The sequence below is a fragment of the Streptomyces sp. WAC 04229 genome (assembly GCF_003947455.1).
Classification (GTDB): domain Bacteria; phylum Actinomycetota; class Actinomycetes; order Streptomycetales; family Streptomycetaceae; genus Streptomyces.
Genome location: NZ_QHJH01000030.1, coordinates 1 through 13,676 on the forward strand (window position 1 = coordinate 1; position 13,676 = coordinate 13,676).

The 13,676-nt window shown below is 69.3% G+C and carries 12 protein-coding genes and 1 riboswitch; of the genes, 10 read left to right on the forward strand and 2 right to left on the reverse strand.

Translation table 11 applies throughout. The annotated features are described in order from the left end of the window. Positions 1 to 179: 179 nt before the first annotated feature. The 4 genes from coxB (at position 180) to DMH12_RS11505 (ending at position 4,670) form a co-directional block, all read left to right on the forward strand. The gene (coxB, locus tag DMH12_RS11490; RefSeq protein WP_125491475.1) at positions 180 to 1,139 is read left to right on the forward strand and encodes a cytochrome c oxidase subunit II; all 960 of its coding nucleotides are present in this window, start codon (positions 180 to 182) and stop codon (positions 1,137 to 1,139) included. Then, complete coding sequence (gene ctaD, locus DMH12_RS11495) at positions 1,136 to 2,872, forward strand: cytochrome c oxidase subunit I (protein WP_125491476.1); 1,737 nt, start codon at positions 1,136 to 1,138, stop codon at positions 2,870 to 2,872. Before coxB ends, ctaD begins: the two co-directional genes overlap by 4 nt. Next, a complete protein-coding gene (locus tag DMH12_RS11500; RefSeq protein WP_064727489.1) occupies positions 2,869 to 3,267 on the forward strand; it encodes a cytochrome c oxidase subunit 4 in 399 nt (132 codons plus the stop codon). Before ctaD ends, DMH12_RS11500 begins: the two co-directional genes overlap by 4 nt. A 128-nt stretch (positions 3,268 to 3,395) precedes the next feature. After that, complete coding sequence (locus tag DMH12_RS11505; protein WP_125491477.1) at positions 3,396 to 4,670, forward strand: Ig-like domain-containing protein; 1,275 nt, start codon at positions 3,396 to 3,398, stop codon at positions 4,668 to 4,670. 88 nt (positions 4,671 to 4,758) lie between these two features. Here the strand turns inward: DMH12_RS11505 and DMH12_RS11510 are convergent, their stop codons facing one another. Further along, the gene (locus tag DMH12_RS11510) at positions 4,759 to 5,160 is read right to left on the reverse strand and encodes a response regulator transcription factor (protein WP_122614988.1); all 402 of its coding nucleotides are present in this window, start codon (positions 5,158 to 5,160) and stop codon (positions 4,759 to 4,761) included. Positions 5,161 to 5,367: 207 nt separating this feature from the next. Here DMH12_RS11510 and DMH12_RS11515 point away from each other — a divergent pair, with 207 nt between their 5' ends. The 6 genes from DMH12_RS11515 (at position 5,368) to DMH12_RS11540 (ending at position 12,460) form a co-directional block, all read left to right on the forward strand. Further along, complete coding sequence (locus DMH12_RS11515) at positions 5,368 to 5,988, forward strand: heme-copper oxidase subunit III (protein WP_064727486.1); 621 nt, start codon at positions 5,368 to 5,370, stop codon at positions 5,986 to 5,988. 65 nt (positions 5,989 to 6,053) lie between these two features. After that, positions 6,054 to 6,863: a c-type cytochrome gene (locus DMH12_RS11520; protein ID WP_064727485.1), complete on the forward strand. Its 810-nt coding sequence runs from the start codon at positions 6,054 to 6,056 to the stop codon at positions 6,861 to 6,863. Then, complete coding sequence (locus tag DMH12_RS11525; RefSeq protein ID WP_125491478.1) at positions 6,860 to 7,918, forward strand: ubiquinol-cytochrome c reductase iron-sulfur subunit; 1,059 nt, start codon at positions 6,860 to 6,862, stop codon at positions 7,916 to 7,918. The genes DMH12_RS11520 and DMH12_RS11525 overlap by 4 nt, the downstream gene beginning before the upstream one ends. Further along, positions 7,915 to 9,552, forward strand: a complete 1,638-nt coding sequence (locus DMH12_RS11530) for a cytochrome bc complex cytochrome b subunit (protein WP_122614986.1) — start codon at positions 7,915 to 7,917, stop codon at positions 9,550 to 9,552. Before DMH12_RS11525 ends, DMH12_RS11530 begins: the two co-directional genes overlap by 4 nt. A 129-nt stretch (positions 9,553 to 9,681) precedes the next feature. Further along, a complete protein-coding gene (gene trpD, locus DMH12_RS11535; RefSeq protein ID WP_125491479.1) occupies positions 9,682 to 10,746 on the forward strand; it encodes an anthranilate phosphoribosyltransferase in 1,065 nt (354 codons plus the stop codon). 78 nt (positions 10,747 to 10,824) lie between these two features. Further along, a riboswitch (SAM riboswitch) is annotated at positions 10,825 to 10,941 on the forward strand. Between the two features lie 145 nt (positions 10,942 to 11,086). Continuing rightward, complete coding sequence (locus tag DMH12_RS11540) at positions 11,087 to 12,460, forward strand: aminotransferase class V-fold PLP-dependent enzyme (RefSeq protein WP_125491480.1); 1,374 nt, start codon at positions 11,087 to 11,089, stop codon at positions 12,458 to 12,460. Here DMH12_RS11540 and DMH12_RS11545 read toward each other — a convergent pair. After that, positions 12,394 to 13,674, reverse strand: a complete 1,281-nt coding sequence (locus DMH12_RS11545) for a glycerate kinase (RefSeq protein ID WP_125491511.1) — start codon at positions 13,672 to 13,674, stop codon at positions 12,394 to 12,396. The genes DMH12_RS11540 and DMH12_RS11545 overlap by 67 nt on opposite strands. Positions 13,675 to 13,676 lie beyond the last annotated feature (2 nt).

A 13,676-nucleotide genomic window follows, 5' to 3' on the forward strand; every position in this document is an offset into this window, starting at 1 on the left:
ATCCCACCCTTAAAGAGTGACCCCCGGCGCGTATGCCACCCTCCCCGCGACCCCCCGGAGGGCGTCGGCTAGGGTTTGGTCCGCATAAACATCAAACCCCTGCCCGACGCAGGGCGGCGACCGACCAGCGAGAAGGCCGCAGCCGAACAGCGCGGGCGAGACTCTCGGGAAGGCGCTACGTGAGTCCCAACGGCTCCGACCGCTCGCCGCGGCGCCCGATGCGGCGGAAGCTGCTGCAGGCACTGACCGCGGGCCTGGTCCTGGCGACCGCCACAGGTTGCACATACGAGGACTTCCCCCGCCTCGGCTTGCCCACCCCAACCACGGAAGAGGCTCCGCGGATCCTCTCCCTCTGGCAGGGATCCTGGGCTGCCGCGCTGGCCACCGGCGTGCTGGTGTGGGGCCTGATCCTGTGGAGTGTGTTCTTCCACCGGCGCAGCCGCACCAAGGTCGAGGTCCCTCCACAGACCAGGTACAACCTGCCCATCGAGGCGCTGTACACCATGGTTCCGCTCGTCATCGTCTCGGTGCTGTTCTACTTCACCGCGCGTGACGAGTCCGAGCTCCTGAGCCTCAAGAAGAAGCCCGACGTCACGGTCAACGTGGTCGGCTTCCAGTGGAGCTGGTGCTTCAACTACGTCGAGAGCGTCAACGGTTCCTCCGGTGACGCCAAGACCTCCGAGGAACTGTCCGCCATCCCGGACCGGTTCAAGGAGGACTTCCCGGCGAACGCCGGCGGCACCTACGACTGCGGTACCCCGAGCACGCGGAACCCGCAGACCGACAACCCCGGTCCGACCCTCTGGCTCCCCAAGGGCAAGACGGTTCGCTTCGTCCTGACCTCGCGTGACGTCATCCACTCCTTCTGGGTGGTGCCGTTCCTCATGAAGCAGGACGTCATTCCGGGCCACACCAACGCCTTCGAGGTGACCCCCAACAAGGAGGGCACCTTCCTCGGCAAGTGCGCCGAGCTGTGCGGCGTGGACCACTCCCGGATGCTGTTCAACGTGAAGGTCGTCTCCCCGGAGCGCTACGAGCAGCACCTCCAGGACCTCGTGAAGAAGGGGCAGACCGGTTACGTTCCCGCAGGCATCGCGCAGACGAGCCACGAGAAGAACCGGGAGACGAACAACCTGTGAGCATCCTCAACGAACCCCAGGGTGCCTCGGCAGCGGAGGACTCGTACGAGAACGAGCTGCCGGTACGGCGCAAGCAGCCCGGCAACGTCGTGATCAAGTGGCTGACGACCACTGACCACAAGACGATCGGCACGCTGTATCTGGTGACGTCGTTCGCCTTCTTCTGCATCGGCGGCGTGATGGCGCTCTTCATGCGCGCCGAGCTGGCCCGGCCGGGTCTGCAGATCATGTCGAACGAGCAGTTCAACCAGGCGTTCACGATGCACGGCACGATCATGCTGCTGATGTTCGCGACGCCGCTGTTCGCGGGCTTCACGAACTGGATCATGCCGCTGCAGATCGGCGCGCCGGACGTGGCGTTCCCGCGGCTGAACATGTTCGCCTACTGGCTGTACCTGTTCGGCTCGACCATCGCGGTGGGCGGGTTCCTGACCCCGCAGGGTGCGGCCGACTTCGGCTGGTTCGCCTACTCCCCGCTGTCCGACGCGGTGCACTCGCCCGGCATCGGCGGCGACCTGTGGATCATGGGTCTGGCCTTCTCCGGCTTCGGCACCATCCTCGGCGCGGTCAACTTCATCACCACGATCATCTGCATGCGCGCGCCCGGCATGACGATGTTCCGGATGCCGATCTTCACCTGGAACGTGCTGCTGACCGCGGTGCTGGTCCTGCTGGCCTTCCCGGTGCTGGCCGCGGCCCTGTTCGCGCTGGAGGCGGACCGCAAGTTCGGTGCGCACATCTTCGACTCGGCCAACGGCGGGGCGCTGCTGTGGCAGCACCTGTTCTGGTTCTTCGGCCATCCCGAGGTGTACATCATCGCGCTGCCGTTCTTCGGCATCGTCAGTGAGATCATCCCGGTCTTCTCCCGCAAGCCGATCTTCGGTTACACGGGTCTGGTCGCGGCGACCATCGCGATCGCGGGTCTGTCGGTGACGGTGTGGGCGCACCACATGTACGTCACGGGCGGCGTGCTGTTGCCGTTCTTCTCCTTCATGACCTTCCTGATCGCGGTCCCGACCGGTGTGAAGTTCTTCAACTGGATCGGCACCATGTGGAAGGGGTCGCTGTCCTTCGAGACACCGATGCTGTGGTCCACCGGCTTCCTGATCACCTTCCTCTTCGGTGGTCTGACCGGTGTCATCCTGGCCTCGCCGCCGCTGGACTTCCACGTCTCGGACTCGTACTTCGTGGTGGCGCACTTCCACTACGTGGTGTTCGGCACGGTGGTGTTCGCGATGTTCGCGGGCTTCCACTTCTGGTGGCCGAAGTTCACCGGCAAGCTGCTGGACGAGCGCCTGGGCAAGATCACGTTCTGGACGCTCTTCGTCGGCTTCCACGGCACGTTCCTGGTCCAGCACTGGCTGGGCGCCGAGGGCATGCCGCGCCGGTACGCCGACTACCTGGCGGCCGACGGGTTCACCGCCCTGAACACGATCTCGACGATCAGCTCGTTCCTGCTCGGCGCGTCGATCCTGCCGTTCTTCTACAACATCTGGAAGACGGCCAAGTACGGCAAGCCGGTCGAGGTGGACGACCCGTGGGGCTACGGGCGTTCGCTGGAGTGGGCGACCTCCTGCCCGCCGCCGCGGCACAACTTCCTCACCCTGCCGCGCATCCGCAGCGAATCCCCGGCGTTCGACCTGCACCACCCCGAGATCTCGGCGATCGACCAGCTGGAGAACGTCGGTCACGGGGAGAAGACCCTCGCCGGCGGCAAGGAGGCCGGGAAGTGAAGATCCAGGGCAAGATGTTCATCTGGTTGAGCGTCTTCATCCTCGTCGTGGCGGTGGTCTACGGCTACTGGTCCAAGGAGCCGGCCGGCACCACGGCGCTCTTCCTGGCCTTCGGCCTGTCCATCATGATCGGCTTCTACCTGGCCTTCACGGCCAAGCGGGTCGACGTCGGTGCGCAGGACAACAAGGAGGCGGACGTCGCGGACGACGCCGGCGAGGTCGGGTTCTTCAGCCCGCACAGCTGGCAGCCGCTCGCGCTCGGTCTCGGCGGTGCGCTCGCCTTCCTGGGCGTGGCCGTCGGCTGGTGGATCATGTACTTCTCGGCACCGGTGATCCTGGTCGGCCTGTTCGGCTGGGTCTTCGAGTACTACCGCGGTGAGAACCGCACCCAGTAGCACGCGCTGAGCACAGAAGGGCCCGGACACTCCGTCAGGAGCGTCCGGGCCCTTCGTATGCCGTACGCCTTTCACTCGTCCGGATTACCCGCCGTGCCGTCCTTGACGTGGCTCCCTAGCGTGAGGCCATGAGCGACACGGTTCACTTCCAGGCGCGGGGGCGTACGGTCGTCGGCTGCACCCTGCTGGTGATGGCCCTCGGCGCGGGCGTCACCGCCTGTACGGACGACGACAACCCGCTGTCGGCCTCGCCCTACGACGCGGCCGGCCAGATCTCCTTCAACGGCCCCAAGGACGCCGGGAAGAAGGCCGACCCGGACAAACCCCTGGAGGTCGTCGCCGAGGGCGCCGACGGGCGCATCACGGACGTCACGGCCATGGACGCGTCCGGCCGCTACGTCGCCGGCGAGCTGTCCGCCGACGGCGCCCGCTGGCACAGCACCTCACCCCTGGCCGCCAACGCCAGCTACACGGTGCGGGTCAGCACCGAGGACGACGACGGCGCGCCCGGCCGCAAGGTGCTCACCTTCGAGACGGGCAAGCCCGGCGCCAAGAAGACCCTGGGCATCACCTTCGGGCCCAAGGCGGGCGCGTACGGGGTGGGCCAGCCCGTCACCGCGGAGCTGAGCCAGCCGGTCCGGGACAAGGCGCAGCGAGCCATAGTGGAGCGTGCGCTGAAGGTGGACTCCACGCCCGCGGTGGAGGGCGCCTGGCACTGGGTGGACGACAAGAAGCTCCACTACCGCCCGAAGGAGTTCTGGCCCGCGCACGCGACCGTCGAGGTCCGCAGCACCCTCGACGGCATCAAGGTCGGCGACCGGATGTGGGGCGGCGCCGCCAAGCCCCTGAGGATCACCACGGACGACCGGGTGGTGGCCGTCACCGACGCCGCCGCACACACGCTGACCGTCTTCCAGGACGGCAAGGAGATCAAGCAGATCCCGGTCACCACCGGCAAGCCCGGCTTCGACACCCGCAACGGCGTCAAGGTCGTCCTCGGCAAGGAACCCTTCGTACGCATGCGCAGCACCACCGTGGGCATCGCAGAGGGCTCCTCGGAGTCGTACGACCTGCCCGTCCACTTCGCCACCCGCGTCACCTGGAGCGGCGAGTACGTGCACGCCGCCCCCTGGTCGGTGGGCTCCCAGGGCTCGGCCAACGTCAGTCACGGCTGCGTCGGCATGAGCACCGCCAACGCGGAGTGGTTCTTCAAGGCCGTCCAGGAGGGCGACCTCGTCGAGGTGGTCAACTCCGGCGGCGAGATGATGGAGCCGTTCGGCAACGGCTTCGGCGACTGGAACCTGGACTGGAACAAGTGGCGCACCGGCAGCGCCCTGACGGGCGGCGGGGGCAGCGCCTCGAACAACCAGGAGACGGCACGGCTGCGGCCTACGGTCGTGTAGCGCCCCAAAGGGGCGCGGGGAACTGCGCGACAAGCCACAACGGCGCCGCACCCGCGGGCGTACCCCGCACCCGCGCCCCTCAGGCGCCCTACACGCCCTGCAGCCTCTTCTCCCGCAGCAGCGCGGCCAGCGCACCCGCGAACTCCACCGGCTCCACCGGCAGCGTCACCGCGGCCTCCGCCCGGCTCCACGTGGCCAGCCACGCGTCCTGCGGCCGCGCGATCAGCAGCAGCACCGGCGGGCACATGAAGACCTCGTCCTTGATCTGGCGGCAGACCCCCATGCCGCCCATGGGAACGGCCTCCCCGTCCAGCACGCAGACGTCGATCCCGCCCTTGTCCAGCTCCTTGATCACGGCGGCCGGGGTGGCGCACTCCACGAACTCGACCACCGGGACGTCCGGAGCCGGCCGGCGGCCGGTCGCGAGCCGCACCTGTTCGCGGGTGTTGGAGTCGTCGCTGTAGACCAGCACCGTGGCGGTCGCCTGCATGCTTCCTCCGATACGCGGTGAAGACCGGTAAGGCTGTCGTGGCTGTCGTAGCCCGTTGAGCCGGATGCTACTCCCTTGAACACCTCGTCAACACCGGTTGGGACACGGCTTCGACGGGCCGTTCGATGGGCCATACGGGCAGTACAGACGGGGCGGACACTCCGAACGGCACCCCCCGGGGTGAGGGCGGGATAAGCGACCGACATAATGTCGGTCGTGGCGACAGCAACGACAGTAGAAACCGGGCACGCGCACCCGTCGGTCAACCGGCCGAACCTCACCAGCGTCGGAACCATCATCTGGTTGAGTTCCGAGCTGATGTTCTTCGCGGCCCTCTTCGCGATGTACTTCACCCTGCGATCGGTGACCGGCCCGGACTTCTGGTCCGAGAAGGCCGACGCGCTGAACTTCCCGTTCTCCGCGACGAACACCACGATCCTGGTGCTCTCCTCCCTCACCTGCCAGCTCGGCGTGTTCGCGGCCGAGCGCGGTGACGTGAAGAAGCTCCGGATGTGGTTCATCGTCACCTTCGTGATGGGTGCGATCTTCATCGGCGGTCAGGTGTTCGAGTACACCGAGCTGGTCAAGCACGAGGGCCTCTCGCTCTCGTCCGACCCGTACGGCTCGGCGTTCTACCTGACCACCGGCTTCCACGGACTGCACGTGACGGGCGGCCTCATCGCCTTCCTGCTGGTCCTCGGCCGCACCTACGCGGCCCGGAGGTTCACCCACGAGCAGGCGACCGCGGCCATCGTCGTGTCCTATTACTGGCACTTCGTCGATGTCGTCTGGATCGGCCTCTTCGCCACGATCTACATGATCAAGTAGTCGCGGCACGCACCCGCGCAATACCAGAAGCATCGACGCAGAAGATCCTGACACCGGGGTAATCCGTGAAAAAGCTCTCCGCACGACGACGCCATCCGCTGGCGGCGCTCGTCGTCCTACTCCTCGCGCTGGCATGCACAGGGGGGCTGTACGCCGCGTTCGCACCCGCGAGCAAGGCGCAGGCCGATGAAACCGCCCAGTCCCTCGCCATCGACGAGGGCAAGAAGCTCTACGCCGTCGGCTGTGCCAGTTGCCACGGCACCGGAGGGCAGGGCACCACCGACGGCCCGAGCCTGGTGGGCGTGGGCGCCGCCGCCGTCGACTTCCAGGTCGGCACCGGCCGCATGCCGGCCCAGCAGCCCGGCGCGCAGGTCCCGAAGAAGAAGGTCATCTACTCCCAGGCGGAGATCGACCAGCTCGCGGCCTACATCGCCTCGCTGGGTGCCGGTCCCGCCGTCCCCTCGGAGGAGAAGTACGGCCCGGAGGGCGCGGACATCGCCAAGGGCGGCGAGCTGTTCCGCACCAACTGCGCGCAGTGCCACAACTTCACCGGCAAGGGCGGCGCCCTGACGCACGGCAAGTACGCGCCGACCCTCGAGGGTGTCGACCCCAAGCACATCTACGAGGCCATGCAGACCGGCCCGCAGAACATGCCCTCCTTCCCCGACACCACGCTGTCGGAGCAGAACAAGAAGGACATCATCGCCTACCTGGACGCGGTCAACGGTGACGACACCGTCGAGCCCGGTGGTCTCAGCCTCGGCGGACTGGGTCCGGTCAGTGAGGGTCTGTTCGCGTGGGTCTTCGGACTGGGCGCGCTGATCGCGGTCGCCGTCTGGGTCGCCGCTCGGACCGCAAAGGCCAAGAAGTCATGAGTAGCCAAGACATTCCAGAAGAGAACCTGCCCGCTGAGCAGGGCCACGCGCACGGCGCGGTGAAGGTCGCGGACGAGGAGAACCCGTTCGCCGACCCGGGGCTGCCGCCCCACGAGCACCGGATCCAGGACATCGACGAGCGGGCCGCCAAGCGGTCCGAGCGCACGGTCGCCCTGCTGTTCACGGTGTCGATGCTGGCCACCATCGGCTTCATCGCCTCGTTCGTGGCGATCCCGGTCGACAAGTCGGTCTACATCTGGCCGCTCGGTCACATCAGCGCGCTGAACTTCGCGCTCGGCATGACGCTCGGCGTCGCGCTGTTCGCCATCGGCGCGGGCGCGGTCCACTGGGCCCGCACCCTGATGTCCGACGAGGAGGTCGCCGACGAGCGGCACGCGATCGAGGCCGACACCGAGACCCGTGCCAAGGTCCACGCGGACTTCAAGCAGGGCGCCAAGGAGTCCGTGATCGGGCGCCGCAAGCTGATCCGCAACACGATGCTGGGCGCGCTCACCCTGGTGCCGCTCTCCGGCGTCGTCCTGCTGCGCGACCTCGGCCCGCTGCCCGGCACCAGCCTCCGCCACACCATGTGGTCCAAGGGCAAGCTGCTCGTCAACATGAACACCAACGAGCCGCTGCGTCCCGCCGACGTCGCGGTGGGCTCCCTCACCTTCGCCAAGCCCGAGGGCCTGGAGGAGCACGACGAGGGGTTCATGAACGAGATCGCCAAGGCGGCCCTGATGATCATCCGGCTGGAGCCGGACGCCATCAAGGACAAGCGCGAGCTCGAGTGGTCGCACGAGGGCATCGTGGCGTACTCGAAGATCTGCACCCACGTCGGTTGCCCGATCTCCCTGTACGAGCAGCAGACGCACCACGCGCTCTGCCCCTGCCACCAGTCCACCTTCGACCTTGCCGACGGTGCCCGGGTGATCTTCGGTCCCGCGGGTCACGCCCTGCCGCAGCTGCGCATCGGCGTGAACGACGAGGGGTACCTCGAAGCGCTCGGCGACTTCGACGAGCCCGTCGGTCCTTCCTTCTGGGAGCGCGGATGAGTACTACACCCAACGAAGCCCCGCGCTCTCGCGGGAAGGCACCGGCCGGCGAGCGCGTCGCCGACTGGGCCGACGGCCGGCTGGGGATCTACTCCCTGGCCAAGGCCAACATGCGCAAGATCTTCCCCGACCACTGGTCGTTCATGCTGGGTGAGATCTGCCTCTACAGCTTCATCATCATCATCCTCACGGGTGTGTACCTGACGCTGTTCTTCCACCCGTCGATGAACGAGGTCACGTACCACGGCTCGTACGTGCCCCTCCAGGGCCAGCTGATGAGTGAGGCGTACGCCTCCACGCTGGACATCAGCTTCGACGTCCGCGGCGGTCTGCTCATCCGGCAGATCCACCACTGGGCGGCGCTGATCTTCCTGGCCGGCATGTTCGTGCACATGATGCGCGTCTTCTTCACCGGCGCGTTCCGCAAGCCGCGTGAGATCAACTGGCTGTTCGGCTTCCTGCTGCTCGTCCTCGGCATGTTCACCGGCTTCACCGGTTACTCGCTCCCGGACGACCTGCTCTCCGGCACCGGTATCCGCTTCATGGAGGGCGCGATCCTGTCCGTGCCGATCGTCGGCACGTACATCTCGTTCTTCCTGTTCGGCGGGGAGTTCCCCGGACACGACTTCGTGGCCCGGTTCTACTCGATCCACATCCTGCTGCTGCCGGGCATCATGCTCGGCCTGGTGGTCGGCCACCTGATCCTGGTCTTCTACCACAAGCACACGCAGTTCGCGGGTCCCGGCAAGACCAACAAGAACGTCGTCGGCATGCCGCTGCTGCCGGTGTACATGGCGAAGGCCGGAGGCTTCTTCTTCCTGGTCTTCGGTGTGATCGCCGCCGTCTCGGCCATCGCCACGATCAACCCGATCTGGGCCATCGGCCCCTACCGGCCGGACCAGGTCTCCACCGGCGCACAGCCCGACTGGTACATGGGCTTCTCCGAGGGCCTGATCCGCGTGATGCCGGGCTGGGAGATCAACTTCTGGGGTCACACACTCGCCCTGGGCGTGTTCATCCCGCTGCTGATCTTCCCGCTGGTACTGGTCGCGATCGCGGTGTACCCGTTCATCGAGTCCTGGGTCACCGGGGACAAGCGCGAGCACCACATCCTGGACCGCCCGCGCAACGCCCCGACGCGCACCGCCTTCGGCGTCGCCTGGATGACGGTGTACTTCGTGCTGCTGATCGGTGGCGGCAACGACCTGTGGGCCACCCACTTCCACCTGTCGATCAACGCGATCACCTGGTTCGTCCGCATCGCGTTCTTCGTCGGGCCGGTCCTCGCGTTCATCGCCACCAAGCGGATCTGCCTCGGCCTCCAGCGCCGGGACAAGGAGAAGGTGCTGCACGGCCGCGAGTCGGGCATCATCAAGCGCCTGCCGCACGGTGAGTTCATCGAGGTGCACGAGCCGCTCAGCCAGGAGCAGCTGCACACCCTCACCGCGCACGAGCAGTACAAGCCGGCCGAGATCGGCCCGACGGTCGACGAGAACGGCGTCGAGCGCAAGGTCTCCCGCGGCGAGAAGCTCCGCGCCAAGCTGAGCGAGTCGTACTACGGCGAGGAGTCGCAGATTCCGAAGCCGACCGTCGAGGAGTACAAGGAGATCACGAGCGGCCACGGCCACCACTGACCCTCCTGCGTCGCCACACCACGGTCGAAGGGCCCCGTCCGTTCCGCGGACGGGGCCCTTCGCCGTGCCCGGGGCTGGATAGGGTGGGACCACACTCCTTCTCACGACCTACGACCATCAGGAGCGACCATGAGCGCTGTGACCCCCGCTGGAGGCGACACCGCGGGCGGCCGCTCCTGGCCCGCCCTGCTGAACCGGCTGCTGGACGGCCACGACCTGTCCCAGGACGACACCGCCTGGGCGCTGGACGTGATCATGCGCGGCGAGGCGACCGACGCGCAGATCGCCGGCCTCGCGGTGGGCCTCAGGTTCAAGGGCGAGACCGTCGAGGAGATCTCCGGTCTGGTCCGCACCATGTACGCGCACGCCAACGTCATCGAGGTGCCGGGCGAGACCGTCGACATCGTCGGCACCGGCGGCGACGGCGCCAAGACGGTCAACATCTCCACCATGTCGGCGATCGTCGTGGCCGGCACCGGCGCGAAGGTCGTCAAGCACGGCAACCGCGCCGCCTCCTCCGCGTCCGGCGCCTCCGACGTCCTGGAGAAGCTCGGCGTCAATCTGGAGCTGACGCCGCAGCGGGTGGCGGAGGTCGCCGACGAGGCCGGCATCACCTTCTGCTTCGCCGTGAAGTTCCACCCCGCGCTGCGCCACGTGGCCTCGGCGCGCGGCCAGCTCGGCATCCGCACGGTGTTCAACTTCCTGGGCCCGCTGACCAACCCCGCGAAGGTCAAGGCCCAGGCGATCGGCGTCGCCCACGCCCGGATGGCCCCGATCATCGCCGGTGTCTTCGCCGAACGCGGCCACTCGTCCCTGGTCTTCCGGGGCGACGACGGCCTCGACGAGCTGACCACGACCGCCACCTCCCGGGTCTGGACCGTGCGCGACGGCCGGGTGACCGAGGAGACCTTCGACCCGCGGGACGTCGGCCTCGACCTGGTGCCGGTCGAGGCCCTGCGCGGCGCCGACGCCTCCTACAACGCGGACGTCGCCCGGCGCCTGCTGAACGGCGAGACGGGCCCCGTGCGGGACGCCGTGCTGCTGAACTCGGCGGCCGCCCTGGTCGCCCTGGAGGGCGGCGAGGGACCCCTGCCGGAGCGCATCCGGGCCGGCATGGACCGGGCGGCCGAGGCGATCGACTCGGGCGCCGCCAAGCGCACCCTGGACCGCTGGGTGGCCGCCAGCAACGCGTAGGCCCCACCGTGTGACGTGCGTCCCGCGATCCGGACTCGGGTTGCGGGACGCCGATCACTTCCCATAAGTTTTTCGACAGGTCATGAGTGACAGTCATGAGGCCCCGGCCGACTGTCCGGCAACCCTCCGTCCGTGGCGGGGTGCCCCGGGTGAAGACCAGGTCGTGGACAGCAAGGTTCACGGCAAGCGCGGACCCCTCGCGAAACCAGGGGTCCTGGGTCGTCCGAGGGAGTCTCCCGTGAACCAGCGAATGCGATAGGGCCGCAGAGCCCCGCCTCCGCACACCCTCTTCTTCTCTTCACAGCGCCCTCCTTCGCGCTGGTCCTCACGGGAGTCCGCCATGTCCGTACCCACCGCTGTCGCCACCCCGCTGCCCGTTCTGGGCCGCGACGTCACCGTCCCGCTCGTCACCGGCGGCGAGGTCACCTACGCCGCGCTCGACTACGCCGCCAGCGCCCCCGCGCTCCAGCGGGTCTGGGACGACGTGGCGGCCTACGCCCCGTACTACGGCAGCGTGCACCGCGGGGCCGGGTACCTGTCGCAGCTGTCCACCGACCTGTTCGAGAACGCCCGCGACACCGTCGCCGGGTTCCTCGGCTGCCGCGAGGACGACCAGGTCGTGTTCACCCGGTCCACCACGGACTCCCTCAACCTGCTCGCCGGCGCGCTGCCCGCCGGCTGCCGGGTCTTCGTCTTCGAGACCGAGCACCACGCCTCGCTGCTGCCCTGGCGCGACGTGGACGTGACCTACCTCGACGCCCCCCGCACCCACGCCGAGGCCGTCGAGACCCTGGAGCGCGCCCTCGCCGCCCGCGAGCCGTACGGGCCCGCCCTCGTCTGCGTCACCGGAGCCTCCAACGTCACCGGCGAGCTGTGGCCGGTGCGTGAACTGGCCGCCGCCGCGCACGCGCACGGCGCCCGGATCGTGCTGGACGCCGCCCAGCTCGCCCCGCACCACCCGGTGAGCGTCCGCGACCTCGACGTCGACTGGGTCGCCTTCTCCGGGCACAAGCTGTACGCCCCGTTCGGCTCCGGCGTGCTGGCCGGCCGGGCCGACTGGCTGCGCGAGGCCGAGCCGTACCTCGCCGGCGGCGGTGCCAGCCGCAGCGTCACCCGGCGCGCCGACGGCGGTGTGGACGTGCGCTGGCACGAGAGCGCGGCCCGGCACGAGGCCGGTTCGCCCAACGTCATCGGCGCCTACTCGATCGCCTCCGCCTGCAAGGCGCTCACCGAGGCCGGGTTCGACTCGCTGGTCGCCCGCGAGGAGTACCTGATCGCCAAGGTGCGGGAGGGCCTCGCCGAGGTGCCCGAGGTGCGGATCCTCTCCCTCTTCGGCGACGACGCGCCCCGCGTGGGCGTGCTCTCGTTCGTCGTCGACGGCTGGAACAGCTCCCACTTCGCGGCCGCGCTCTCCGCCGAGTACGGCATCGGGGTGCGCGACGGCCTGTTCTGCGCCCACCCGCTGGTGCGCACCCTGCTCGGCGGCGAGCCCGGGGCGCAGGGCGAGTGCGGCGCCCCGGAGGCGGCGCCGGGGGAGAAGTCCCTCAACGCCATCCGCGTGAGCTTCGGCGCCGGCACCCCGGACGAGCACGTCGAGCGCTTCGTGCAGGCCGTCAGGGAACTGGTCAGCGACGGCGCCCGGTGGAGCTACCGCACCGAGGACGGCCGCTGCGTGCCCGACACCTCCGCCGCCCCGGGCAGCTCCGCCGCCTGAGCCGGCCGGCCCGGCAGCCGCGACCCCAGGAGGACCATCCGCAGCGCCCGCTCCGTGGCGTCCGTCAGCAGCTCGGCGGCCCGCGACAGCGCGTCCGCCAGCGCCATCGGGGCCGGCATGATCCCGTGGCAGGCGTCCACCCCCGGCACGTCGTGCGCACCCTCGCCGAGCGTGCCGGCCAGGGCGAGGACCGGACGGCCGTGGAGCTTGGCGCGCCGGGCCACCTCCGCCGGTACCTTGCCGCGCGGCGTCTGGTGGTCCAGGGCGCCCTCGGCGGTGAGCACCAGGTCGGCACGGGCGAGGCGGGCGTCCAGGTCGAGGTGGTCGAGCAGCACGTCGAAACGGGGCAGCAGCCGGGCGCCGACCGCGGCCAGCCCGGCGCCGAGCCCGCCGGAGGCACCGGTGCCGGGGCCGCCCCGCAGGTCCGTGCCGATGACCCCGAGGTCGCGGGTGAGGACGCGCGCCCAGTTCTCCAGACCGGCCGACAACTGCTCCACCTGCGCGGGCGTCGCCCCCTTCTGCGGGCCGAACACCCGGGCCACGCCCCGTTCGCCGCACAGCACGTTGTACGGATTGCAGGCGACGAGCAGCTCGGTGTCCTTCAGGCGGGTGTCCAGGCCGGACGGGTCGACGTGGGCCAGGCGGACCAGCTCGCCTCCGCCGGGCGGCAGTTCGAAGCCGTCCGCGTCCAGCAGCCGCGCCCCGAGCGCCTGGAGCGCCCCCGCGCCCCCGTCCGACGTACCGGAGTCGCCGCAGCCGACCAGGATCCGCCGCACCCCGGTGTCGAGCGCGGCACCGATCAGCTCGCCGACGCCGTACGTGGTCGTCGCGCCGGGGTCGCGCAGGGCGCGGGGGACCAGGGACAGACCCGCGACCGCGGCCATCTCCACCACCGCCGTGTCCCGGCCGCCGAGCAGCGCGAAGTGGGTGCCGACGGGTTCTCCGACCGGGCCGGTGGCGGCCAGCGCGACCAGCCGCCCGCCGGTCGCGGCGGCCAGCGCCACGGCCGTGCCCTCACCGCCGTCGACCAGCGGGATCCGGTCGATCTCGGCGGCCGGAAGCACCCGGCGGACACCGGCCGCGATGGCGTCGGCGGCGGCCTGCGCGGACAGGGACTCCTTGAAGCCGCTGGGGGCGACGACGACACGGTGCAGCTTGGAGGACGACGCGGAGGGCACGGAGGGCACGGAGGGCACGGAGGGCGGGGCGGACATGG